Here is a 24,801-nt window from a genome sequence, read left to right on the forward strand (position 1 = left end):
CGCCGCCTACTTTTTCCATATGGCACCGAAAGGAGACCGGCCATGAGCAGTCTTTCCCTCACCGACTCATTCCTGTTCGGCGGCAGCTTCGTCGATGCCGACATGCGTGCGCTGTTCGACAGCGACGCCATCGTCAGTCGCTGCGTCGAAACCGAAGTTGCCCTTGCAAAGGCGCAGGCTCGTCTCGGGATAGTCCCGGAAGCTGCGGCGGAGGCCATCGCCGTTGCCGCTCGGACGATCCATTTCGACCAGCGCCGCCTTACGCGCGAGACGGAGCTCGTCGGCTATCCGATTTTGCCAATCGTCGAGCAACTCGCCGACGCCTGCGGCGAGGCGGGGCGCTATCTCCATTGGGGCGCGACGACCCAGGATATCATGGACACGGCAACAGTTCTCCAGATCCGCGCGGCGCTGGTCCTGATCGAGAAGCGGCTGGTGGATACCATGGATGCGTTACGCAGTCTTGCAGCGGAGCATCGGGACACGCCGATGGCCGGACGCACGCATTTGCAGCATGCACTGCCGATCACATTCGGCTATAAGGCAGCCGTCTGGTTAAGCGCGCTTGAGCGCCATCACGAACGTCTGGCGCAGTTACGCTCGCGCGTTCTCGTCGTTCAGTTCTCCGGTGCGTCTGGAACGCTGGCCTCGCTTGGCGAAGAAGGCCTTGCGGTCCAGGCAGAGCTGGCGAAAATCCTGGGTCTCGCAACGCCAACCATCACCTGGCATTCGGCGCGTGACGGCATGGCGGAGGTTGTGCAAGTCTTGGCGCTTGTCTGCGGCAGCCTTGCCAAGATCGCCTTCGATGTCTCTGTTATGATGACCACGGAACTGGGTGAGGTGGCGGAGCCCTACGCGCGTCATCGCGGCGCCTCCAGCACCATGCCGCAGAAGCGAAATCCGATCTCCTGCGAGTTGATCATTGCTGCTGCCAAGATGGTCAGACAGCATGCCGGGCTGATGCTCGACGCGATGGTGCATGACTTTGAGCGCGCCACGGGCGCATGGCACGTTGAATGGGCAGCGATCCCGGAGAGCTTTGCGCTGACCTCTGGTGCTCTTTCACAAGCAAGCTTCATGCTCTCGGGGCTCGTCGTCCATCCGGACAGGATGCTGGCAAACCTTCGGATAACCAGAGGTCTCATCGTCGCCGAAGCGGTCATGATGGCGCTCGCGCCCTTCACCGGCCGCCAGACGGCCCATGATCTCGTTTACGCCGCCTGCCGCCACGCGGTGGAAACGGACAGGTCGCTCTTTGATGTGCTGGTTGAGGTACAGGACGTGGTGGTTCCGCTTGGACGCGAGTGTCTCCGGTCGCTCACCGATCCCGCCAATTACCTGGGCTCTGCAGCGCGGATGGTCGATCGGATCCTCCAGGCTCGGTCCCGGAGCGCTTTGGAGAATTAGGCAAGTCTTGCCGAGAATCCGGCAACAGCACGTTCGCGACCTCTGCCATAACAACCTTGTCACCAACCCATCCACCAGATCACAGGAGATCGGATATGAACACAGTTTCCATCGTCACCGGCGGCAGCCGCGGGCTCGGCCGCAACACCGCCATCAGCATTGCCCGTCACGGCGGCGATGTCATTCTGACCTACCGAAATGGTGCCGAACAGGCAAAGGCCGTCGTGGCCGAGATCGAAGCTTTGGGCCGCAAGGCGGTAGCCCTGCAGCTCGACGTGACGGACGTGTCTTCGTTCAAAGCATTTGCCGATGCCGTCAGTCAGGCCCTTTCGGCAACCTGGAACCGCGATACCTTCGACCACCTGGTCAACAATGCGGGCCAGGGCGAGATGGCGAGCTTCACGGAGACAACCGAAACGCAGTTCGACGCTCTCTTCAACACCCATGTGAAGGGTGTTTTCTTCCTGACGCAGACGCTTCTGCCACTGCTTGCCGACGGCGGGCGCATTGTTAACTTCTCATCGGGCCTCACACGCGTCTCTGCGCCCGGCTTCTCGGCTTATTCCGCTGCCAAGGGCGCAGTCGAGATCCTGACACTCTACATGGCGAAGGAGCTCGCGGCCCGCGGCATCACTGCCAATACGGTCGCGCCGGGCGCTATCGAAACCGACTTTCTTGGCGGTGCTGTGCGCGACATGCCGGACCTTAATATGCATTTCGCCGGCATGACGGCTCTGGGTCGGGTCGGTGTTCCAGATGACATCGGACCGATGGTCGCCAGCCTGCTCGGTCCTGACAATCGCTGGATCACCGCACAGCGTATCGAAGTCTCCGGCGGCCAGGTTATCTGATCCCGATGGGCGAGGTCGCTGTTTCACGACACAGCGACCTCTTCGCACGTTCATCGAGATGTTCTCTGGTTTTTCCCGGTTCAAAATCGTATTGAGATTCTGCAACCAGCGACTAGATCGCCGGCGCACTGACGAGGAATTATCGGTGCCTTAATATCACGCTGATGTCCTTGGCGGCGATAGCATATTGGCGATAATAGCGCCACCTGGACCATCCACTCCAGAGAAATGAATGAGGGTCTGACTTGCGATCGGTATTGTTCTTAACCTGTGATGATTCCGCCGCCGGATATCTCAAGGCACGCTACCGGACACACGCTCCGCGGCCCGAGATTGTTCCCTTGCTTGCGCGACTGATCCGCGCGCCGATAACCGGGTTGGGTGTGAGGTTTGGACCCATTAATGGCCTCAGCCGCGATGAAAATGGAAAATCGCAAGGCGACCGACACCTGCTCCATCCAGATGTGGATTTAGGCATCGCCGACCTCCTCCTTCGGTGGGGGGATGCCGAACGGGTGGAATTCTACGTCGATCCCGACCCCAACAGCCAACTCTTGATGACGCTGCTGTTAACGCAGGCGCTCTCCGCTGGGGTCGATCATCGAAAGATCTTTCTAATGCACGGACCTGTTCCATGGGGTCAGGTCGATGCGTTGAAGCCACCCACAGAGATGGCATCACCGCGGCAGGTGGAAGAGTCGCATTTGGAGTTGGCGGCGTCAGTTTGGACAGCCTATTGCGCGCCGACTCCCGAATCGTGGTTTACCCTGCTCCGACAGAATGTCGACCTCTTCCCGTTCCTGCAAGCCGCGATGGACGCGCTGCTGGACGATCTGCCGCGGCCCGAGAGCGGTCTTGGGGCATGCGAGCATCTTGCACTGACGACCATCGGCGCCAGTGGATCCACAGTAGGCGAGGTTGTGGGTGCATTCTATCAAGACCCGGTAAGGCGGCTGATCGACCTATCCCAAATAGTACCCCTGCTCGGTTCGCTCGCAGATGGCGCAACACCGCTCATCGAAGGGTTGCAAGGCCGCCTGCGCGCTGAAGACTATCATGAAGACGCCGACGCGTGGGATGCGTTTCGCGGCAGTCACCTACGGCTGACGCATGTCGGCAGCAGAATCCTCGCAGGAGAGTTGGATTTCATTGAGGCACACGGCATCGACCGCTGGTGGGGCGGAACACGACTGGAAGCCTCTATATGCTGGCGATGGGATCGGGAGACACGGACGCTCGCTCATCCTATAAGAGGCTAACGGGACACGCTACCCTTCCCGCAGATGGTAGATGCATGAACTCGTCTTTGAGCCATCTCATCCTTTTGAAAGTGAACCGCCCCGGCTTTGCCGGAGACCGTTTGGTTTACATTATGCGGCGAATGCTGGTTCGTCCAGCATGGCGTAGTATTGCACTTCGGCTCCGGCTGGCGGGATGTTCCCGATGGGCTCCAGCAGCCTTCGGTGGTTGAACCAGTCAACCCATTCAAGTGTGGCGAATTCGACGGCTTTGAGGTTTCGCCACGGCCCTCGGCGATGAATGACCTCGGCCTTGTAAAGACCATTGATCGTTTCCGCGAGAGCGTTGTCGTAAGAATCGCCGACGCTGCCAACGGACGGTTCTATTCCGGCTTCCGCCAGCCGCTCTGAGTATTTTAGCACGCCGCGGACGGGCCGCCGGTCATGGAGCGCCTAGTCCAGAGCATCAAGGACGAAACTCGCATGAGCGGTCCGGCTCACTCGCCAACCGACGATGCGGCGGGCGAAGGCATCGATCACGAAAGCGACGTAAACGAAGCCCTGCCAAGTGGCGACATACGTGAAATCGGAAAGCCACAGCATGTCCGGCCTCGGTGCACCTACCTCAGCCCACCCGTGACAATGCTATGGGCGTGGATGTTGTTCTCGGAGCCTCTGACCATCGCGATGTTTGCCGGGCTGGCGGTAACCTTGCTGGGCGTATGGGTGACGTCGCGTGGCTGACCAGTGCGCAACTGCATTCCTATCCTTGTTAAAACACGGCATGACAAATATCGATTGAACCTGTGAGAGTATTCATTTCCTGTATTCTTAATCGAGTGCCATATTGTGGTCCAACCTCACCGGAGCAGGCCACTTGGGACACGTCGTCGATCAGCACGCACTTATCCGCGGGAATCGTATCGCCTACGGCGTTCATGGCGAAGGTCCGCCCGTTGTGCTTGTGCATGGGACGCCGTCGTCATCCTACATTTGGCGAAACGTGGTTCCGCACCTGGTCAGCACGGGCTATAAGGCCTATGTCTTCGATTTGCTGGGCTATGGACTGTCGGAGCGGCCCTGGGACCCATCCATCGATACGTCCATGACGGGGCAGGTCAGCGTCTTGGAAGACCTTCTCTCCGATTGGGGACTGGACAAGTTCCACCTCGTCGCGCACGACATCGGGGGCGGAATTGCGCAACGCTTTGGTGTTGGCTCTGTCGGCAGCCTTCTATCACTCACCATGATCGACACGGTGAGCTACGACAGCTACCCATCAAAGCGCACACGGCAGCAGATGGAGGAGGGTCTAGAGACCCTCATCAAAAAGCCGGACGCCGAGCATCGATCGCACTTCAGAGAATGGCTACTTTCCACGCTGAGCGATGCGGCCAACTTTGACCCGGATGCGCTCAAAACCTATTTGGATTTCATAAGCGGCCCGATCGGACAGGGAAGCCTGTTTCAGCATCAAGTGACGCATTATGATCCGAAACACACGATGGAAATAGCAGATCGCCTGGATGTCCTTGGTCGAGTGCCCGTTCAAATCGTGTGGGGCGCCGAGGATGCCTGGCAGGTCGTTGATTGGGCTCATAAGCTTCAAGGTGCGATTCCCGGAAGCGCTTTGCACATAATTGAAAAGTGCGGACATTTTGCTCCGGAAGAACGACCTGCGGAAGTCGCCGAACTTCTAACAAGCTTTTTTGCTCGCCTCCCTTCACTCTAAAGGATTTGCGATGCCGTTGTGAACGGCCCTTGGAGGCTGAATTGCGGGGTACAACGAGATGAGTGCAATTCTTCTGAGGGAAAATAGATGGATGCAGAAATACCATCGAGATTAGTCATGTCTCCCAAAGTTTCTCAACGATTGGACATCGAGTCACTGCGAACGTTGTGTGCTATCGAGGACCACGGAGGAATTACCAGGGCCGCCGACTATCTCGGCCTGTCGCAATCTGCAGTGAGCCACAAGGTCAAGCGGTTGGAAATCAGCCTTGACTGCGCCCTGTTGTGCCGTCGATCCAACGCGCCCCTTTTTACGGATGCCGGAAAAGACCTGCTGGTCTATGCAAAGCGCATATTGGGGATCCACGATGAGGCACTGCGCAGTCTGTCCAAGTCGCCGCTTCGGGGAAGCATCAACCTTGGTATGACAGAGGATACAACGTGTAGCGATCTCTCTCAGATTCTGACTCGGTTCACGCGGCTATATCCGGGAATAACGGTGCGGGCCCAGGTTCGCCAAAGCTTGGATCTGCTGCAGATGTTCACCGCCGGAGCTATTGAAATAGCAATTGTGCAGGTCTTCCAACACGATGTTCGACCGACAGACATTGTCCTTTTTGAGGACCGACTCCATTGGGTAAAATCTCCGGACCTTGATCTGGACCTGAGTGACAAGGTCCCATTTCTGTCCTTCGATGAAAACTGCTTCTATCGCCGCTGGGCTATGGATATCGCGCAAGAGCAGGATAGCATTTTCAGAACTGTTCTTGAGTGCGCAAGTGCTGCTGGTATTGTCGCCGGAGTTAATGCCGGCTTGGGTGTTGCTCTGCTGAGTGGGCGGCACGTGAGCGCAGACATGGAAGTCATCGACGCGGCGTTTATCGCTCCGCCCAGTGTGGCGTCCGTCATCCGCGTCTCTCGAAAATCTCGCGACCCTGCCACAGAGGCGCTTGTCAGTGAAATTAAGAATGAGATCAGCCGTCGTAGGAAATTACGTGTCATCTGAAACGGCCGTTGTCGACGGGTATGATGCCGATCCAAGAGCGTAAGCAATGGATTACGCAAGGAGCAAGTACATGGATTTTGACCTGCCCATCATAGCCACTGCTCTAGGCCTCTATGTGGCGGGAGTGGTCAGTCCCGGCCCGAACTTCGCTCTAGTGTCAAGAATGGCTGTATCCGGCGCGAAACAAAGTGCTATCGGCGCTACATTGGGTTTGGCTTTTGCTTCGACACTCTACGCCATTCTCACGATGACGGGGCTCGCTTTGCTCTTGACGCGGATCGGATGGCTCTCGGCGGGCCTCCAGATAGCCGGGGGTTGCTACCTGGTCTATCTGGGGCTGAAAGCGTGGTTAAACGCAAACCCCAGCACCTACCAAAACACCTCGGGCAGCGTTGGAAGCCTTTGGTCCGGTCTTCGTAGCGGCGCTATCGTTAATCTCGCGAACCCAAAGTGTATTGCATTTTTTGTCAGCCTGTACGCGGTCGTAATTCCGACGAGTGCCACAGCCTCCACCAAGCTTCTTGTCCTCGCGGGTGGCTTTCTGTTTGAGATCACGTGGTACGGCCTTGTCATAGTCCTGTTTTCAACCTCTCCAGCCCGCCGGATTTTCGAGCGTTTTGGAATCTGGATCGAACGCGCCGTGGGTACGATTCTCGCGGGCTTTGGTCTTCGACTAATAGCTGAAAAGCTGTGATCCCGCGAGATTACCCCGGAGAACACCTGCGCCGGGTAGGAACAAGTTAAGCAGCGATCTGGGATTTGCCAGCGCTCTCTCGAACATCCTTGGCCGGAGACGAACCGAACAACCGGCCGTATTCGCGTGTGAACTGGGGAATGCTCTCATAGCCGACCGCATAGGCCGCATTGCTGATCGCTGCGCCCTCGGAGATCATCATTCGCCGGGCCTCGATGAGACGAAGTTGTTTCTGAAACTGCAGGGGCGGGAGCGAGGTCACCGCGCGAAAGTGCTGGTGGAATGATGAAATGCTCATCCGGCAGCTTCAGCCAGACGTTCCACCGGGAGCGCCTCAGCGTATTCGGCCCTGAAAACAGCCACGGCCTTTGCGATACGGTTGGCATGGCTGTCGGCGAAACCGAGCGCACGGATGCCCTCTCCGTGTCGGCCGCTCAGCAGCCAATAGTGCATCTCCCGCACCAACTGGTCTTGGAGGATCGGGATCGAGTTCGGGCGATCAAGGAGACGCATGAGACGAAGAGCTGCGTCAGCCACTTCCGCTTCGGTCGGGTCGACGCGAATGTGAACAGCGGTCTCCGTCTGCGCAACGCCAATTTCCAGAACAAGCGATTGCGTGACCGCCGGATCGATGTCGAGGACCAGCGAATAATAGGGCACACCAGCATTCGCGCGGGTGATCTGACTGACGTTCGGAACATCGGCCGCAATGAGAAGAGAGTCGCCGGCGCCGAAATCGAACGTCGTGCTGCCCATGGTGACGCGCTTGCTGCCCTGTAGAACAAGCGCCACCAGCGGCTTCGAGATCGCATACTGCATTTCGCTCGGAGCCGTCGCGCGCATGGCAAACAAGCCCGGAATCGGTGTCTGCGCGACGCCGAACCTGTCGGCATTGGCATCAGCATAGCGGCGGACGCATTCAAGCAGGGTGCTGCTCATAGTGTGTCATCCGATGCTTAGGGTCGATGAGCGTAGTAAAGCGCGAGCCGGCTTGGACGGCAGTCGATTTCGGCTGCTTGATAGTCTCATCCTCTCTCTATTAACAAAATTTGCTTGCTTTCGACGACCAAGCTTCCGGACCAGGGTATCCGGTTTCGGTCAGAGGTAATCGAACCCGAGCACTCACAAACTAGTCGGCATGTTGGCTGTAACGCCAAAACCTCGATCAACTGGCAAGAAATGGTGTTGACCGAGACTTTAGAATGTGAGACGAAAAGATTGTCGACAGAGGACAGTCGACCTAAAAACAAAGGGGAATAGAAATGAACGCCATCACGCGGCTCGCAATCGCGAGCGCTGTCGCCATCACCTTGTCGCCCGCTGCCGGAAGCTATGCTAATGCCGCGCAAAAACTCACAATCGCGCATTCCACGTGGATCGGATACGGCGCCCTCTACATTGCGAAGGAAAAAGGCTTCTTCGAAAAAGCCGGCCTGGACGTCGATCTGAAAATTATCGAAGCGTCATCAGATGCATTGGCTGCAATGCAGGGCGGACAGATCGACGTAGTCGCATCGACAGTCGACAATTTCAGCCTTTTCGCAGGGAACGGCGCCGACCTGTCACTTCTGCTGACGCTCGATGAGTCCTCCGGTGGCGACGGAATTGTCGCACAGAAGGACATTGCGACAGTCGCAGACCTAAAAGGTCGCACAGTTGGCGTCCAAAAGGGATCCGTCTCGCAATTTCTACTTTCTCAGGCGCTCGACAAAGCCGGGCTGACAATCGACGACATCAAGGCGATCGATATGAAATCTGGCGACGCCGGCGCCGCGTTCGTGGCGGGTAGCATCGATGCGGCAGTTACGTGGCAGCCTTGGCTTGGCAAGGCGGCGGCTAGCAATTCTGGAAAAGTCCTTATCGATACAAAGTCAATGCCGGGCCTAATCGTCGACGCTCTCGCAACCAGAACCGACTTCGCCAAGGAACACACCGGCGATTTCAAGGCGTTCGCGAAAGCCTACTTCGAAGGCGTCGACTTCATGAAAGAAGACCCCGAAGCCGCCAATGAGATCATTGCCCGGAACCTGAAAATGTCCAAAGAAACGCTCGAGGGAAACCTCAGTGACGTACGGTTTTTCACTGCAAAGGACAATGCTGACTTCTTTGCGGGAACTGATAGCCCCGCGAGCAAGCTCGTCACAAACGCGGGTAAATTTTATCACCGGATCGGCGTATTGCGGGGAACACCGGACGTCGGGAAGCTCGTGGGGCTGGCATCCGAACTTGCAAACTGACCTGGGAGGGCCTAGTGCGACAATCTGTAACCGCAGCCATTATGGCATCAGAAAATATCAAGGGCATCTCTAAGAGACGCCCCAGCAATCCGGTTTTCCGCCGAATTCAGACTTACATGCGCCCGCGCGCTTCGCTCTCATCGCGCGAACGCACCACAATCTCAGCTTTCGGCATTTTTCTCTTTTTTGCTATATGGCTGATCGTTACGGAGGCTGGCCTCATCCAGCCATTCTTCCTCCCAAGCCCGATCGCCGTTGCAAAGCGCCTGTTCGAGATGGTTGCTTTCGAAGGTTATCTGGTCGACGTCTGGTCGAGCGCCTATCGCGTCTTCGGTGGATTTCTGATCGCGGCGGCGGTGGCAATCCCAGTTGGCATCCTCATCGGCAACTTTCCCTTCTTCCGGTCGCTGCTCGAGCCCCTTTTGAGTACGGCCCGCTACCTGCCAGCGACAGCGTTCGTTCCGTTGATGATCATCTGGTTGGGAATCAATGAGTCGCAGAAGATAGCGGTCATCTTCATCGGAACGTTCTTTCCGCTTGCACTTTTCATCGTGACGATTGCGGAAGGCGTTTCGAGCGACCTGATGAACAGCGCGTATTCGCTGGGAGCCAATTCGCGGCAGGTCTTTTTTAAAGTCTTGTTGCCGGCATGCGTACCAAGCATCATGGATTCACTGCGGATTACAGCCGGCATCGCTTGGACATACGTGATCGTTGCCGAACTGGTCGGAGCCGACTCCGGCATGGGCATCGCAATCTTGCAGGCCCAGCGGTTCCTTCTCACAGACCAGGTTATCGCGGGCATTGTGGCTGTGGGTTTTCTCGGGATCCTGACCGACCTGGCATTTCGCTTCGCGCACCGCAAGCTCTTCCCCTATCTTTATTGAAGGTGTGTCATGTCTCAAGTTTTGGTTGACAACGTAAGCGTAGAATTTGGCCGGCACCGTGAGGCAGCGCAGATTGCCTTGGCCAATACCAATCTCACAATCGAGCAAGGTGAGTTTATTTGTCTACTTGGTCCGTCAGGCTGTGGGAAATCGACGCTCCTGAATGTCGTCGGTGGCCTTATCGAGGCCACGACAGGACAGGTCGTCGTCGAAGGAAAATCCGTGGCTCATCCAGGCCCGGATCGGGGCATGGTCTTTCAAAACTACTCCCTCTATCCGTGGCTTACAGTGCGTGGAAACGTGGAGTTCGGTCCGCGGTTAAATGGTTGGTCCGCATCGAAAGTCAGCAAGATCGCCGATGAACTTATCGAGATCGTTGGCCTGACGGACTATGCCCAGCAATATCCGAAAGTTCTGTCTGGCGGCATGCGCCAGCGTGTGGCGATTGCCCGTGCCTTGGCGATGGAACCCCATGTCCTGCTTATGGACGAGCCGTTCGCCGCACTCGACGCCCAAACCCGCTCCCGTATGCAGGAACTCCTGCTGGAAATTTGGGCTCGCAAAAAAAGTACAGTTATTTTCGTCACTCACGACATCGAGGAAGCAATCTTTCTTGCCGATCGTGTCCTTGTCATGAGCGCCCGTCCTGGCCGCATCATCGAAGATTTCAAGATCGAACTGCCGCGGCCGCGCAGTGCAGATGTCGTGGCGAGTGACGAGTTCACGCAGTATCGCAAGAGGATGCTCCATCTATTGCGGCATTAAGGCTTTCGCCTACTGGGTTTCCATCTTTCAACAACGTCGTCTGCTCATAAAGAGGTAAACATGACTGACCAAAATTTTCAGCCCGTCGATTCTTCCGTCACTCCAAGATACGCGGAGATCGCGACCTTCATGCGTGCAGCGCGCGCCGACCTGAGTTCCTCAGTGGACATCGCTCTCGTGGGTGTGCCGCTGGATCTTGGCGCGACTTATCGTTCCGGTGCGCGCCAAGGTCCTGCTGGGGTGCGTGAAGCATCCAGACTTATCCGGCAGGTCAATCCGACAACAGGCGTTGCGCCCTACCGGCTTGCAAACATCGCTGATGTCGGCGATGCACCGACCCATCCGCTGAGTGTCGAAAAAAGTGTCGATCTCATCCAAGAGTTCTACACAAAAGTGCACGCGGCCGGCGCCATTCCAATCTCCATTGGCGGCGACCACACGATCCCACTGCCCATCCTTCGCGCCATAGCAAAGGATGGGCCGGTTGGCCTGGTGCAGATCGACTCTCACTCTGACACCTTCGACGAATTCATGGGTACCAAGTACAACCACGCGACTTTCGTTCGCCGTGCAGTCGAGGAAGGCTTGCTCGATCCAAAACGGATTATCCAGATTGGTCTGCGTGGCACGCGCTATGGCGACGATGACATTGTGTATGGCTCGAAGGTCGGGATCCGTATGGTGACGATGGACGAGTTTGAGGACCTGGGTCGCGCAAAAGTCATCGACGAAATTAAAAGGGTTATCGGAACCAGCCCGACCTATTTTTCAATCGACATCGATGGGCTCGACCCGAAAGACGCGCCAGGAACGGGCGTTCCCGAGCCTGGCGGCATCGCGATGCGCGACGCACAAATGATCCTGCGGGGCCTTAACGGCATGAACCTCATTGGAGGTGATATCTGCGAGGTGGTGCCATCGCTTGATCCCACCGGGATTACCTGCATCAACGCAGCCAACCTCATGTTCGAACTCACCTGCCTTGCGGCTGTCGCTCATTCCGACCGCAAGTAGAACTGGTTGGCACTCCGTCCTTCAGAAACCAGGATCCAAAGGGGGCTCCATGTCCGACGAAAATGCAATCCGTGACATCGCGAACAAATATTTCGACGCGCTTTACAATGGCGACGCCGATCTGTTTGCGACGATTTTCCATCCCGCTGCTACGCTTTACAGCTTCGCAGACGCTGCGCCCGTAATCATGAATGTCGAGGACTATCTTACGATCGTGCGCGGCCGCGCATCTCCGGCTTCGCGAAACGACCCGCGGCAGGATGAAATCATCCTACTCGAGGTGCCCACGCCAACCACGGCACACCTTCGGGTGCGCGAAATCTTCCTGCCCAAGCTGTTCACTGACGAACTGACGCTCGTGAAGACGCCAGACGGTTGGGAGATCGTTGCGAAGGTCTGGCACTACACACTCATTGATAACAAAAAATAGGGCGGAAAAGCATGACCCAAGTGAAGCAAGAATCCCTCAACACAAGCGCCGAGATCTTTGGTGCATTCATCGAGCGTTCGTGGCGCTCCAACGCCGAGCGGCAGCTTGCCAAGGGAGCAGAGTTTGTCATCGGCCGGCGGGAAGGTGTGTATATGTGGGATGTCGAAGGCCAGCGCCGGCTGATCGATTGCGGAGCAGGCGGCGGAGTCCATGCATTAGGCCATCGGCATCCGAGAGTTCTGCAGGCACTTCAGAAGGCGCTCGATGATGGGCGCGATACTGGGTTGTGGTCCGTTCCCAATGCCGAATACCTCAAACTTCAGGATCGGCTGGCGGAATTGGCGCCTAAGCCATCTCTCAACAGAAGCGTCGTCACACTTTGCTCGACGCTCTCCGTCGATCTGGCGACCATGTTTGCTTTCCGGGTGACCAAGCGTCAACGCATGCTAGCCTACCGGCACGGTTACCATGGTCACACTGGCTTTGCTGCCATCGTCACTGGCTCGCCCGAAGAAGGCATTATCGATCACTACAATCTCCCCACACATGCCAGCTTCTTGGAGAACTTTGGCGATACGGAAGAGTTGGATCGCCTTCTGACGAAAGACATCGCCGCCTTTATCATTGAGCCGATGGACTATGAGACGTTTGCGCCAGCACCCAAGGGCTTCCTCGAGGCGGCTTCGAGCTTGTGCAAAGAGCGCGGGATCCTGTTCATCATCGACGAGACACGGGCAGGTCTCGGGCGTACTGGTACGCTATGGGCAACCGAGCAGTACGACATCGAGCCAGCTATGCTGATTACCGGTAAAGGCCTCTCGGGAGGCCTCTACCCGGCAAGCGCGGTGCTTATGCGAGAAGACATCTACGAACAGTGCATGAACCAACACCGCTTCGCTTATATTTCCAGCCTCGGTGGCAATGAAATCAGTTGCGTCGTGGCAGCGGAGGTGCTCGAAGTCGCATCCAGCGCGGAATTGCTTGAAAACGTTAAGTCGGTCAGCGCCTATCTTACGCAGAAGCTCGGTGAAGTCTGCCAACGCCATCCAGGCATCCTGACCAAAGTTTCGTCTTTCGGTTTGGCGATCTCGATCGGGCTCACCAGCCGTGATGCCGGGCGGGCTCTTTATCGCGAGATTTTCGCGGAGGGTGTCTTGTGCCACAGCGTGTCCGAGATCGATCCTCCTGGGCTGAAACTCTTCCCTCCGCTGGTTCTCACCAACGAACAAGCCGATGAAGTCGTCTCAGCGTTGGACAAGGCCGCCGGCATAGTTGGGCAAGGCCGGGTGCCGGCTCGCAAGTCTGCCTGATCACAGGCAGGCGCACAGCAATCTTTTTGCGCTCGAATTGATCGAAACTTTTGACCAATTAGAAGCTTATCGATCGAATTTTGGTGCAGATTGACATAAAGCCGGGTGAGAATGCTAAACAACTCATCCGGCGCCGAGGAGCAGCGATATATGGGGACGATAAAAAAAGAGGAGCCGGGTCCGTTGGTAATCCAGCGGCATTCTGTTGCGAACCAGGTGTATTTCGACCTGCGCGCTCGCATCCTTTCGGGCCAACTGCCGCAGGGTGAACGGCTTGTTGAGGCGACGATTGCCCGCTCACTCGGAATCAGCCGGGCCCCGGTACGTGAAGCCGTGAACCGCCTCATGGAAGCAGGCCTTCTAGAGAACAGGACACACTTCGGTCCCTCTGTCATCCAAATGAGCTCAGACAAAATCCGTGAGCTTTATGCGGTTCGGAACTCAATCGAGTCACTGGCAATACAAGCCGTGGCGAAGAGGCACTCGAAAGAAGATATCGCAGAGTTGCGGCGTCTCATAACCGCCATGTCCGATCGAGCTGAGGCAGAGGATCTTCCCGGTCTCGTCGAAGCGGAACTGGTCTTCCATGAGACGCTCTGGAGGATGGCTGATAACCCCTACATTCAGAAAATTGCAGGTCTGCTTTTCGATCACATGCGGCTAGCGTTGACCATCGACAACGCCTCCTATGGAAATCTTGTCGACGTCGCGCGAGAGCATGAACCGCTTGTCGAGGCGATAGAGACAGGCGATCCGGCACGGGCGAGCGAAGCACTAACGCGGCATATCATGACGTCGCTGGAGACATTCTCCAAATCGTGAAACTGGGTCTGGGGTCGCCAACATTAGCGGCGCTCAAACCATAGTTTGGCGCAATTGACTTTCGGAACAAGCGTTAAGTCCTAAAACTATAGGGTGGGACGTTGTAATTTTATTGTCGACAGTCGACAAATATGGGAGATAGCAAGTTGTTAAAGAAAAACACCGTCGGCGCGGCCATAGATCAGGCGATCGACAACGACGTCCTCATTCAAGCGTGCCAGAAGGTCGTGCAGATTGAAAGTCTGACGGGCCAGGAAGCTATGGTTGCCAGTTTTGTGGCTGAGCAGATGAGAGCCCAGCAATTCGACAAGGTCGAAATCGACCAGAATGGCAATGTGATCGGGATTGTGTTTGGCGACGACAGCGGACCGTCCGTCATGGTGAACGGTCACATCGATCACGTGCCGGTTGGTGCGATGCAGAACGCCTTTTCCGGCGAACTCGTTGATGCGTCGCGCTGGGGCGAAGAGGGTACTGCGATATTCGGCCGTGGCTCTTGCGATATGAAATGCAATGTCATTGCGGCAGTCCATGCCGTTGGCGCGCTGAAGCGCGCAGGGCTGAGGCCCGGCGGGGATGTGATCGTCGTCGCGGACATCGAAGAGGAGACGGATTCTCCAAATGGCGTAAAATCCGTCATTCAGGGCGGATTGCGAGCCGACTTCGGAATTTCCGTCGAGTCGACAAAGGGCCAAATTTACCTCGGCCACCGTGGCAAACTGGAATTTGAAGTTAAGCTTAGCGGCCGGACTTCCCATGCTTCCGAGCCGTCGAACGGCGTCAATGCCATCTACCTCTCCACGTCTTTCATCGATCAGCTCCAGCACTACGCTGAAGGTCTCAACCAAGACAACCTTCTGGGGCCTGCAACGGTCACGATCACGGGCATGCACTCCTCGCCCGACAATGGAACGGCCGTCGTTCCCGATCTCGTGACGATGCGAGTCGATCGCAGATATGTCCGCGGGGAAAGTCCAGATAGTTGCAAGACCGAAATCGCAAATATCCTTCGATCGACCAACCCCGATGGCGAAGGAACCGAATGGACCGTCGAACTGATCAATCACTATCCGCTTATGTATACATCCGAGGATAGTCCCGTTGCCCGGGCAGCGATCGTCGCTGCAGAGGATGTCGATGGTACAAAGCCTCTGATCTCCGCCTGGCGTTTTGGCGTCAATGGTACCTTCATGAATGAAGCGGGTATTCCAACCATCGGTCTCGGCCCGGGTGACGAAAACTGGGCACATACGCCTGAAGAACATATTGGGACCCGGGACATCACAGAGGCGGCTCGCAAGATCGCTCGTGCTGTGCTGGCGATAACGAAAGGCGGTGAACTCTGATGAGCACGGAAACAAAGACGCAAAAAACCACTGTAGCGGACGCCATCTTGCGATTGATGGAGACCTATGAAGTTGACACCATCTTTTCAATTCCCGGCGTACATACCGTCGACTTTTACAAATCCCTGCCCGACCGCAACATCCGCCACGTCACGCCAAGGCACGAGCAGGGAGCTGCCTTCATGGCCTATGGCTATGCGTTTGCAACTGGCCGTCCGGCTGCATGCATGCTCATCACGGGCCCAGGCGTTTTGAATGCATCGACTGGCATCGCCGAAGCATACTCGGATTCGATTCCGATGCTTGTCATCGCCTCAAATAACCTCATCGCGGAAATCGGTGTCGGTCGCGGCGCATTGCACGAAACCAAGTCGCAGTCTGCAGTGCAGGAGCAGATTTCCGCGTTCTCGCATACGCTCCTTGATGCTTCGAACGTCGAAGAGATTTTTCACAGAGCGATGTCCCTGATCGAAGTCGGGCGGCCGCGTCCTTCACTAATCGAAATCCCACGGGATTTATTGGCATCCGCTGCGCCGGTACCATCAGGAGCCAAACCAACTGTCTATCGTCCTGGGCCGCAACCTGCGGCAATAGCGGAGGCAGCAAATATGCTGCTGGACGCCAAGCGCCCTCTGATTATAGCTGGCGGCGGAGCACGATTCGCGGCCGAGAAAGTCCGCCTCTTGGCGCGCCGGCTCGGCATCCCGGTCGTAACCACCAATACCGGCAAGGGAATATTGCAGGAAGGCGATCCATTATCTCTGGGTTCCGGCTTGCCTTTCGAGGCAACTGCTAATGCGCTAGCCGAAGCGGACGTCGTGCTTGCAGTCGGTACCGAGCTCGGCGAGACCGATTTGCTCTATACCGGTCGGAGTTACAAAATAAATGGCAGGCTGATCCGTATCGATATCGATCCCAGGCAACTCACCATGAATTATCGTCCCACAATTGCAATTTTTTCGGATGCAGGCACGGCATTGGATGCACTGCTCGAAAAATGCCAGGGCGGGACAACTCCAGATGATGGTTCGGTGGAGGCAAGGGTGGCGGCAATCAACTCCAAAAATGCCAATGATGCCGGCTGGTCGGCCGAGTCGCTCAAACACAAGCTCGTCCTCGATGTTCTCGCTAAGACGCTGCAGCCGGATGCGATCATCTGCGCCGATTCCACTCAACTCGCCTATACGGGAAATCACTACTACCCCACGAGCACGCCCGGAACGTGGCTATTTCCCAATGGGTACGGCACTCTGGGAAGCGCTATGCCCGCAGCCGTCGGTGCTAAGATTGGCAAGCCCGATCGTGAAGTCCTCGCTATCGTTGGAGATGGGAGCTTCCTCTATTCGATCGAGGAATTGACGACCGCTGTAGAAAACAATCTCGCCCTACCGATAATTGTTTGGAATAATCGGGCGTACGGAGAAATTCGCGACGCAATGATCGCGTCGGGAATTCCTACTGTTGGCGTCGATCTCTACACGCCGGACTTTTTGATGATTGCCCGTGGCTTTGGTTGCCACGCGGTCCAGATCGACGATCTTGAGCAACTCGGTGACGAGTTGGCCGCGGCGTTCCGCCGCGATAAACCCACCGTTCTCCAGATCGACAGCGAAGCGGACATGTTTTCGGGGCTGGGCCGTCCATGACAACAGACGGTATCAAAGACCTTCTGGAAGGAATCGTCGGTCCGAATCATGTGTTTTCCAGCCCGGACGGACCGCGACTTGTGGTTCGACCGGGTTCGACCGAGGAGGTGTCTCGCTGCCTTGCAACCATGAACGCACAGGCAGTGCCCGTCGTGACCCTTGGAGGTATGACCGGACTTGTGGGGGGGACAGATTTGTTTGGTTCGGTGATTGGCCTGTCAACCGAACGACTGAGCAAGATCCACTCGCTTGATCCAATACGAAAGCTGTTGTTCGTCGATGCCGGCGTCAAGCTGGAGGAGATTCATCGTTTCGTTTCTGAACACGGGTTACGATATGGGGTCGATTTCGGCGCCAGGGGCAGTTGCACGATAGGCGGAAACATTGCGACGAATGCCGGTGGCAACTCGGTCGTCCGCTTCGGAATGACGCGAGCTAATATTGTGGGGCTTGAGGCTGTTCTTTCCGACGGGCGCATCCTTTCGGATATGGGTGGTCTCGTTAAGAACAATACCGGTTACGATTTGAAGCATTTATTCGTCGGATCGGAAGGAACACTTGGTGTTGTCACAAAAGCGGTTCTGAGGTTGTCGCGGCCATCATCTGACACTGCGAGCGTGCTCCTGGCTCTGAACGGTCTAGACGATGCATTGGCAGTTATGGCGACACTCGAGCACCGGTGCGGCCAGTCTTTATTATCAATGGAAATAATGTGGAACCGCTATTTCAAGACTGTAAGCAAAGCAATCTTGAAAGGTTCACCGCCGCCCCTGTCCGACGCGTTTCCAATCTACATACTTGCACAAGTCGAAGGTGTTGATGCTGATATCTCCGCACAAGACGTTCTCGTGCGTTCACTCGACGACGTCGACCTCATCCAGGAAAGCGCCCTGGCCGACTCGCGATCCGGCCAGGAGGCCTTCTGGTCTATTCGGGATGGCTCCGAATTTATTGAAACGAGCCACCCGCGCGTGCTGTCCTTCGATGTCAGCATGAGGCCACAGGATTACGCCACTTACGTGGAGAAGGTAGAGAAGCGCCTCGGGGAGGCGTTGCCGAATGCCGTGCCCTATAATTTTGGACATCTCGCAGATGGAAATGTCCATTTCATGATCGGGCATGATAATATGGTCCCTGAAGCTGATCACATAATCGAAACATGTGTGTACGAGACTTTGTCCGACTATTGGCCAACTTCGGTCTCTGCAGAGCACGGGATAGGACGGGAAAAGGCCGACCATTTATGGCGATCACGTTCTGTTGAGGAGATCGGTGTTATGAATGCGATTCGCGCAGTACTCGATCCTGTTGGCATCCTAAATCCGCACGTGCAGTATCGCACTCGTAAATAACCGTCCGCGCGCTTGCCCGCTGCGGGCTGCGGGCTGCGAGCTGCGACCGGGCACGATTGGCATACGCCGGACGTGGGGCGTGGCACACTCTCAAACCTTTGTTTGAAGCATCGGGCTCTTCACTCGCAATTGTTCCAACTATTGAAGAAGAAACAAGACGAGGGAACAATGGCAATTCAAATCGTTGGCGCTCCAGCCGAGGCCTTGAGAATAGACAATATCCACAAGAGCTTTGGCGCTCTTGAGGTCTTGAAAGGGATCTCGCTCACCGCAAGAGATCACGATGTTATTTCGATCATCGGAGCATCCGGTTCCGGGAAGAGCACTTTCCTCCGATGCACCAATCTCCTCGAGCGCCCCTCGTCTGGCTCTATCCACGTAAAGGGTGAACGTCTCCAATTGCGGTCACATCCCCATGGCGGAATGCAGGCGGCGAACAGCAAGCAACTTGCGCGGTTTCGCTCAAAGCTCGCCATGGTTTTCCAGAGCTTCAACCTTTGGCCCCACCTGACCGTGCTGGAAAACGTCATTGAAGCGCCGATTTCGGTGCTTGGCGTGCCACGGAAAGAAGCCGTTCAGCGTGCAGACGAAACACTTGCCAAAGTTGGCTTGTTTGACCGCCGTTCTTATTATCCGGCGCATCTGTCCGGGGGGCAGCAACAGAGAGCGGCCATCGCTCGCGCGCTAGCAATGAATCCCGATGTGCTATTGTTCGATGAGCCTACGTCGGCTCTCGATCCGGAACTGGTGGGTGAGGTCCTAAAGGTGATGCGCGCATTGGCCGAGGAAGGGCGGACCATGCTTGTCGTTACGCACGAGATAGCATTCGCACGTGATGTCTCCACGGAGGTCATGTATCTTCGAGACGGCCTGCTCGAGGAGCACGGACCGCCGGAAGAAGTTCTCCTCAACCCGAGATCGGAACATCTTCAAAAGTTCCTCGCGCGCTCGAGGGCCTGACGATGTTGGACCTCGTTAAGATATACCTCCCGCTGATCCTGAGCGGCACGGCCGTGACCATCGCAGTTGCGGTCCTGTCCCTCTCAGGATCACTTGCCATCGGATTGTTGGGAGCGCTGTTCAGCCTGACGGGAAGCCGGTTTTCACGAAATATCGTCACGGCATACACGACACTCATCCGGGGTGTTCCAGATCTTGTCCTGATGCTTCTGTTCTACTTCGGCGGCCAGATGCTGCTCAATCAACTAGGCGCGACGACGGGCCTTTGGGACTACGTCGAAGTGAGTGCCTTCGGGGCTGGCACAATTACGATCGCGATCATTTTTGGCGCCTACATGATTGAAACCTTCCGTGGCGCCGCACTTGCTATTCCAAAAGGGCAAATCGAGGCTGGACTGGCGTTCGGATTGTCGCGGTGGCGCCTGTTCACGCGCATCATCTGGCCGCAACTTCTAGGCTATGCGCTGCCGGGCATCGGCAACAACTGGCAGATCCTCATGAAGACCACCGCTCTAGTCTCGGTGATCGGTCTTCAGGACATGGTCTTCAATAGTTTCCAAGCCGGACGAACTACCCGTCATATGTTCGTGTTCATGGGAGTGGCGATGATCCTATATCTCATTATCACAATGATTTCCGGGGCTGTTTTTCACATCCTCACGCATCGCTATAACCCCCAACCGAAGTCCAGGTGAGACCATGTTACAGACAATCACCGACTTCAGCACCAACACATCGCCAATCGACTTCATGCTTGTTTTTGCAAACTGGGAACTCTTTGCCAAAGGATTGCTCAATACCCTCCTCTTATTCCTGTCGACGACAATAGTTGGTGCTCTCCTGGCTCTTCCGCTCGGGGTCGCCCGGGCCTACAGGGTGCCGCTCCTCAGTCCCCTCATCTTGTCGTACACCTACCTCTTCCGGGGAACGCCGCTGCTTGTGCAGACGTATCTGTTATATTATGGCGCGAGCGAGTTCGAAGTCGTACGGCAGAGCTTCTTGTGGCCCATTTTCAAGGAGGCCTGGGGTTGTGCGTTTGTCGCCTTCACGGTCAATACCGCCGCTTATGTAACCGAGATCGTGTGCGCGGGGATCCGGTCCGTACCTTCTGGCGAGATAGAAGCTGCGAAAGCATGTGGCATGCGGACAATAACGCGGTTAAGGCGGATTGTTGTTCCAAGAGCATTCAGGATCATGCTGCCGACATATTCAAACGAGGTGATCTTTGCACTCCAAGCTACCGTTGTTGCTTCTACAATTACGATTGTGGACGTTCTTGGAGCCGGTCGGACGTTGAATGGGATGTTCTACCTCGCCTACGAAGGTTTCCTTGCCGCCGCCGCAATCTACGTGGTCCTCACCTTTTGCATTGTGAGAGTTTTTGTAGTCCTCGAAGCCAGGCTCAACCGCCATCTTCAGCCAATGGTGGCGACAGCGTAAGTCGCCAGTGCCGCATCCGTCAAACCTTGGTTTTATTAATCGGCATGGCCTCTCTTTCGATGGCCGGTAAAGTTTCTATGCACCTACGTGCAAAGACAACGACAACCGAACTTTCGGAGGGAAAAATGAAAACACTTCTCGCAGTTATTCTGCTTTCTGCCACAACGTTTGCCACGGCGCACCATTCGTTTGCCGAAGATACGCTTCGTATCGCGACCGAGGGAGCATACCCGCCTTTTAACCAGCTGGAACCCGACGGCTCGTTGAGCGGGTTTGACGTCGACATCGCCAAAGCACTCTGTGCCGACATGAAGGTGACTTGCGAGTTCGTGAAGCAGGACTGGGACGGGCTCGTCCCTGGCCTGCTGGCGAAAAAGTTCGACGTGATCGCTGCCTCGATGACCATTACTGAAGATCGGAAGAAGCGCGTTGACTTTACAGAGAAGTACTACCAGACCCCGTCGCAATTCAGTTCGAAGAAGGGCTCTGGTCTAGACGTTACGCCCGATGGACTGAAAGGCAAAACCATTGGCGTTCAACGGGGAACGATTCAGTCGTGCTATCTTGAGAAACACTACGCCAACAGCGAGCTTAAAGTCTACCCGAGCCAACTGGAGGCGTTCAACGATCTCGTTGCCGGACGGGTTGACATCGTCTTTTCTGACCGCGTTGGAGCGCAGGAGCAACTTTTGAAGGGGCCAGACGGGACAAGCTATGAAGTTGTCGGGCCGCCCCAGAAGGATGCTGATTGCCTGGGGGAAGGCGTTGGACTCGCCCTCAGGAAAAACAGCGACGAACTGCGGGACAAGCTGAATACCGCAATCAAGCATATCCGCGCTGACGGCACCTATAAAGAGATCAACGCAAAATACTTCCCATTTGACCTCTACGGCGACTGAACCGCGGTCCGGGAGTCGATCGACGGCTCGGACTTGAGTGCGAGCCGTTATCGATTTAAGAAATGAAACGATTTTATGAAGAACATCACCGCAGTCGAAATACTCGAAAAACTGATCAGCTACGAATCCGTTTCTCACAGGTCCAATCTGGACATTGCTGATTATATCGCCGGTCTCTGCAAGGGCTTCGGTGGCCGGGTTGATAGCTTCCTTTCGCCGGATGGTCAAAAAGAGGCGTTACTGATCGCCTTCGGGCCGGCGGTTCCCGGTGGCGTTGTACTGTCAGGCCACATGGACGTCGTGCCGGTGACTAATCAGACATGGACCTCTGACCCTTTCCGACTACGTCTGGCCGACGGCCGTCTTTATGGCCGCGGGGCTGTCGACATGAAGGGCTTTCTCGCCTTGTGTCTGTCGGCTGCCAACGAGATGGACCTTGCCCGCCTCTCGAGGCCTCTATACCTCGCCTTCTCCTACGATGAGGAGGTTACCTGCGACGGTGTGAAGCCCATTGTCGCCTTCTTGAAAGCTCATGTTCCTGCGCCGTCGTGCGTCATCGTAGGGGAGCCGACAGAGATGCGGATTGTTGGGGCGCACAAGGGCGCTATCGACTGGAACATCCAATTCCATGGAAAAGCGGCTCACTCGAGCCTGCCCCACTTGGGATCGAATGCAATCCATGCCGCCGCACGGATAGTGCAACTCGTAGAGCAATTGGCAGAAGAGTTTTCGCGGTCCCCTAATGCTGACGCAGCATCTTTTGATGTACCCTTTGCGACCCTGTCGGTCGGTTTGATCAAGGGTGGATCCGCACCGAATGTCATAGCGTCGCACTGCGAACTCCACATTGAAGCACGCCCGCTTTTAGCAGGAGATCACGCCTACATTTTGGAGCGTATCAATAAGCTTGTTGAGGGTGACGTTCTGCCTCGATTGAGGAGGACGGCATCCGAAGCAAAGGTCACGATCAGCGAAATAGATTCGATTCCACCCCTCGTGCGTTGTGCGTCAAGCGATGCTGAACGCCTTGTTGGGAATCTGATGGGATCAAGCAACGTGGAAGCAGTGTCGTACGCTACCGAAGCCGGTTTTTTCCAGGCGGCAGGACTACCAACGGTGGTTTTCGGGCCGGGCAGCATTTCACAGGCGCATCAGCCTGACGAATTCATTAGCCAAAGTCAGTTTGAAGCGGGCGGGCGCTTTCTTGCGCAACTTCTGCGAACGCTTTACTAGCTACAACCACTCATTGATCTCGAAGTTTCCAGCAAATCTGTTCGCATTGTTGCGATGAGGACTGATTGTCGGTCCAGCTTCCTGGACACCAGATACACGGGCCAATCCACCCGAAACCGTGCTGAGTTGATCCTGCGAAGCAGCCCTTCAGTTTCCCACCGCCACGCATAGTGCTCGGGTAGGTAGCCGACGTGAAGGCCCGTGAGTATCATTTGCAACGTCGCTTCAGTATGCATTGATGACACGCTCGAATTCCAGTTCGTTTCAACCATCTCCTGTTGCTGGGTTACAAACCCCCGGCGGATAAAATCTACGCCGGTAAGGTCCTCATCTGTCGTATTCTCCAAGTCTCGCCCGAAAAGCGTGTGTTCCGAGCCGCAATAGAGCGCGATGCTCTCCGTGTGAAGTTCTTCATAGGCGAGGTCGGTAAGGTCAGTCTTGCTGCCCGTGATGCCGAGGTCGCATCGACCATCGTAAACTGCTTTTTCCACATCGTTTGACGGAACGACATTCACGGTCAGTTCCACCTCGTTGGGCCGAGCGCGAAACTTTTTAAGTGCAGAACCGAAGGGATTTCTCGGGTCTGTCGCCATGTTATCCATGAGCCATACCGAGAGTTCCCCCATAAGCTTTCCTTTCGCGCCAGCTACGGTCGACCGAAAGTTGTTCAACTCGCCAAAAAGGCGGAGCGTCGCCTCGTAGACGACTTTACCCTCCGAAGTGAGGGAAAACCCACTTGGACCGCGCGTACACAGCTTTATCCCGAACCGCGTTTCCAGATCGGAAATGTGAATAGATATTGTCGATCGGCTGAGGTTAAGTGTTTCTTCCGCCGCCGCGAAGCCATTGCATTCGGTCACCGCTTTGAAAACCTTCAACAGGCGAATGTCGATCTTATCAAGCGGCGGAATATCAAATCGCATCGTGGCTCCAAGCGCGACGAACCTATCGGCAGGTCGAAAATCCCATATACTGGTCCCATTCACGCTTCGATGGGTCGTTCGGGATACAGCCGTACTTAGCGTAGGTCATTTGGCCCTTTGAGGGCAACCTAAACTGCACGATCAGGACGGAAGTGAGCGATAAGCAGAGGATTAGGGCAATTAACACGAACCACCAGATTGGTGCCGTAGTGTTGCTTTTATCCATTTCCGTTTCCTCGGACACTCACTCTGATCCTGCTAAGAGCGCCGGCTGCTAATTATAGGCGCGGCGCGATACTCGGTACCCGATGCACTGCACTCGGCTTCAAAACTGCTTGAGATCTCTGTTGTGCCAATTATCCGTCAGCAAAAGGAAGCCGATGGTCCGTCCGTGTGCGCAAAGCTCAACCCATCCATGTACCCTACTCGCTGACTTGCTTCATGATGTTGTGTGTTCGTCAAACGTTGGTTTGGCTAAACTGTATTTCCTATATTGACCCGACTGGCTAATCCGAACCGACCGACGACCTTGTTTGACTTCGGCAACTTTAGAACGCAGCGGCTCGCTACTCGCGAGCATGAATTTTGAGGGCGGGGTGGCGACGATCTC

At 55.9% G+C, this 24,801-nt stretch carries 22 protein-coding genes and 2 pseudogenes; 21 read left to right on the forward strand and 3 right to left on the reverse strand.

Features of this window, described 5'->3' with window-relative positions; genetic code table 11:
• The first annotated feature begins 42 nt into the window (after positions 1-42).
• The 3 genes from pcaB (at position 43) to PYR65_RS29205 (ending at position 3,517) form a co-directional block, all read left to right on the forward strand.
• On the forward strand, positions 43-1,407 hold the full coding sequence (pcaB, locus tag PYR65_RS29195) for a 3-carboxy-cis,cis-muconate cycloisomerase (RefSeq protein WP_276122386.1): 1,365 nt from the start codon (positions 43-45) through the stop codon (positions 1,405-1,407).
• 95 nt (positions 1,408-1,502) lie between these two features.
• A complete protein-coding gene (locus PYR65_RS29200) occupies positions 1,503-2,258 on the forward strand; it encodes an SDR family NAD(P)-dependent oxidoreductase (RefSeq protein ID WP_276122387.1) in 756 nt (251 codons plus the stop codon).
• A 245-nt stretch (positions 2,259-2,503) separates the two neighbouring features.
• A complete protein-coding gene (locus PYR65_RS29205; RefSeq protein WP_276122388.1) occupies positions 2,504-3,517 on the forward strand; it encodes a hypothetical protein in 1,014 nt (337 codons plus the stop codon).
• 111 nt (positions 3,518-3,628) lie between these two features.
• Here the strand turns inward: PYR65_RS29205 and PYR65_RS29210 are convergent.
• Positions 3,629-4,114: pseudogene (locus PYR65_RS29210) on the reverse strand (DDE-type integrase/transposase/recombinase); the annotation flags it as partial.
• 259 nt (positions 4,115-4,373) lie between these two features.
• Between PYR65_RS29210 and PYR65_RS29215 the strand changes: the two are divergent.
• The 3 genes from PYR65_RS29215 (at position 4,374) to PYR65_RS29225 (ending at position 6,927) form a co-directional block, all read left to right on the forward strand.
• Positions 4,374-5,228 carry an alpha/beta fold hydrolase gene (locus tag PYR65_RS29215; protein ID WP_276122389.1) on the forward strand — a complete coding sequence of 285 codons (855 nt, stop codon included), beginning with the start codon at positions 4,374-4,376 and terminating at the stop codon, positions 5,226-5,228.
• A gap of 117 nt (positions 5,229-5,345) precedes the next feature.
• Positions 5,346-6,233 (forward strand): LysR family transcriptional regulator, encoded by an 888-nt coding sequence (locus PYR65_RS29220; protein WP_276122553.1) that lies wholly within the window; start codon positions 5,346-5,348, stop codon positions 6,231-6,233.
• 70 nt (positions 6,234-6,303) lie between these two features.
• Entirely contained in the window at positions 6,304-6,927 is a 624-nt protein-coding gene (locus PYR65_RS29225) for a LysE family translocator (protein WP_276122390.1), read from the forward strand.
• Positions 6,928-6,973: 46 nt separating this feature from the next.
• Here PYR65_RS29225 and PYR65_RS29230 read toward each other — a convergent pair.
• Positions 6,974-7,866 (reverse strand): annotated as a pseudogene (locus tag PYR65_RS29230) (AraC family transcriptional regulator N-terminal domain-containing protein).
• Between the two features lie 323 nt (positions 7,867-8,189).
• Between PYR65_RS29230 and PYR65_RS29235 the strand changes: the two are divergent.
• The 15 genes from PYR65_RS29235 to argE all read left to right on the forward strand — a co-directional run bounded on the left by PYR65_RS29235 (position 8,190) and on the right by argE (position 23,268).
• Complete coding sequence (locus PYR65_RS29235; protein WP_276122391.1) at positions 8,190-9,164, forward strand: ABC transporter substrate-binding protein; 975 nt, start codon at positions 8,190-8,192, stop codon at positions 9,162-9,164.
• A 41-nt stretch (positions 9,165-9,205) separates the two neighbouring features.
• Positions 9,206-10,051 (forward strand): ABC transporter permease, encoded by an 846-nt coding sequence (locus tag PYR65_RS29240; protein ID WP_276122392.1) that lies wholly within the window; start codon positions 9,206-9,208, stop codon positions 10,049-10,051.
• A gap of 9 nt (positions 10,052-10,060) precedes the next feature.
• The gene (locus tag PYR65_RS29245) at positions 10,061-10,816 is read left to right on the forward strand and encodes an ABC transporter ATP-binding protein (protein WP_276122393.1); all 756 of its coding nucleotides are present in this window, start codon (positions 10,061-10,063) and stop codon (positions 10,814-10,816) included.
• Between the two features lie 60 nt (positions 10,817-10,876).
• Positions 10,877-11,830, forward strand: a complete 954-nt coding sequence (speB, locus tag PYR65_RS29250) for an agmatinase (RefSeq protein ID WP_276122394.1) — start codon at positions 10,877-10,879, stop codon at positions 11,828-11,830.
• 49 nt (positions 11,831-11,879) lie between these two features.
• The gene (locus PYR65_RS29255; RefSeq protein WP_276122395.1) at positions 11,880-12,260 is read left to right on the forward strand and encodes a nuclear transport factor 2 family protein; all 381 of its coding nucleotides are present in this window, start codon (positions 11,880-11,882) and stop codon (positions 12,258-12,260) included.
• An 11-nt stretch (positions 12,261-12,271) separates the two neighbouring features.
• Positions 12,272-13,570, forward strand: coding sequence for a class-III pyridoxal-phosphate-dependent aminotransferase (locus tag PYR65_RS29260; RefSeq protein ID WP_071207794.1), 1,299 nt, complete (start codon positions 12,272-12,274; stop codon positions 13,568-13,570).
• A gap of 150 nt (positions 13,571-13,720) precedes the next feature.
• Positions 13,721-14,392 (forward strand): GntR family transcriptional regulator, encoded by a 672-nt coding sequence (locus PYR65_RS29265; protein ID WP_276122396.1) that lies wholly within the window; start codon positions 13,721-13,723, stop codon positions 14,390-14,392.
• 146 nt (positions 14,393-14,538) lie between these two features.
• Positions 14,539-15,738, forward strand: coding sequence for a M20 family metallopeptidase (locus PYR65_RS29270; protein WP_276122397.1), 1,200 nt, complete (start codon positions 14,539-14,541; stop codon positions 15,736-15,738).
• Entirely contained in the window at positions 15,738-17,384 is a 1,647-nt protein-coding gene (locus PYR65_RS29275; RefSeq protein WP_276122398.1) for a 5-guanidino-2-oxopentanoate decarboxylase, read from the forward strand. Before PYR65_RS29270 ends, PYR65_RS29275 begins: the two co-directional genes overlap by 1 nt.
• The gene (locus PYR65_RS29280) at positions 17,381-18,736 is read left to right on the forward strand and encodes an FAD-binding oxidoreductase (RefSeq protein WP_276122399.1); all 1,356 of its coding nucleotides are present in this window, start codon (positions 17,381-17,383) and stop codon (positions 18,734-18,736) included. The genes PYR65_RS29275 and PYR65_RS29280 overlap by 4 nt, the downstream gene beginning before the upstream one ends.
• Positions 18,737-18,904: 168 nt before the next feature.
• A complete protein-coding gene (locus PYR65_RS29285) occupies positions 18,905-19,696 on the forward strand; it encodes an ABC transporter ATP-binding protein (protein ID WP_276122400.1) in 792 nt (263 codons plus the stop codon).
• 2 nt (positions 19,697-19,698) lie between these two features.
• Positions 19,699-20,391 carry an ABC transporter permease gene (locus PYR65_RS29290; RefSeq protein ID WP_276122401.1) on the forward strand — a complete coding sequence of 231 codons (693 nt, stop codon included), beginning with the start codon at positions 19,699-19,701 and terminating at the stop codon, positions 20,389-20,391.
• A gap of 4 nt (positions 20,392-20,395) precedes the next feature.
• A complete protein-coding gene (locus PYR65_RS29295) occupies positions 20,396-21,136 on the forward strand; it encodes an ABC transporter permease (RefSeq protein WP_081364408.1) in 741 nt (246 codons plus the stop codon).
• A 125-nt stretch (positions 21,137-21,261) separates the two neighbouring features.
• Positions 21,262-22,035, forward strand: a complete 774-nt coding sequence (locus PYR65_RS29300; protein ID WP_276122402.1) for an ABC transporter substrate-binding protein — start codon at positions 21,262-21,264, stop codon at positions 22,033-22,035.
• 75 nt (positions 22,036-22,110) lie between these two features.
• Entirely contained in the window at positions 22,111-23,268 is a 1,158-nt protein-coding gene (gene argE / locus PYR65_RS29305; RefSeq protein WP_276122403.1) for an acetylornithine deacetylase, read from the forward strand.
• On the opposite strand, the gene PYR65_RS29310 is transcribed toward argE, so the two are convergent.
• Positions 23,265-24,191: a LysR family transcriptional regulator gene (locus PYR65_RS29310; RefSeq protein ID WP_276122404.1), complete on the reverse strand. Its 927-nt coding sequence runs from the start codon at positions 24,189-24,191 to the stop codon at positions 23,265-23,267. The genes argE and PYR65_RS29310 overlap by 4 nt on opposite strands.
• Between the last annotated feature and the right edge of the window lie 610 nt (positions 24,192-24,801).

Origin of the sequence: Pararhizobium qamdonense (genome assembly GCF_029277445.1) — a bacterium.
Lineage (GTDB): Bacteria > Pseudomonadota > Alphaproteobacteria > Rhizobiales > Rhizobiaceae > Pararhizobium > Pararhizobium qamdonense.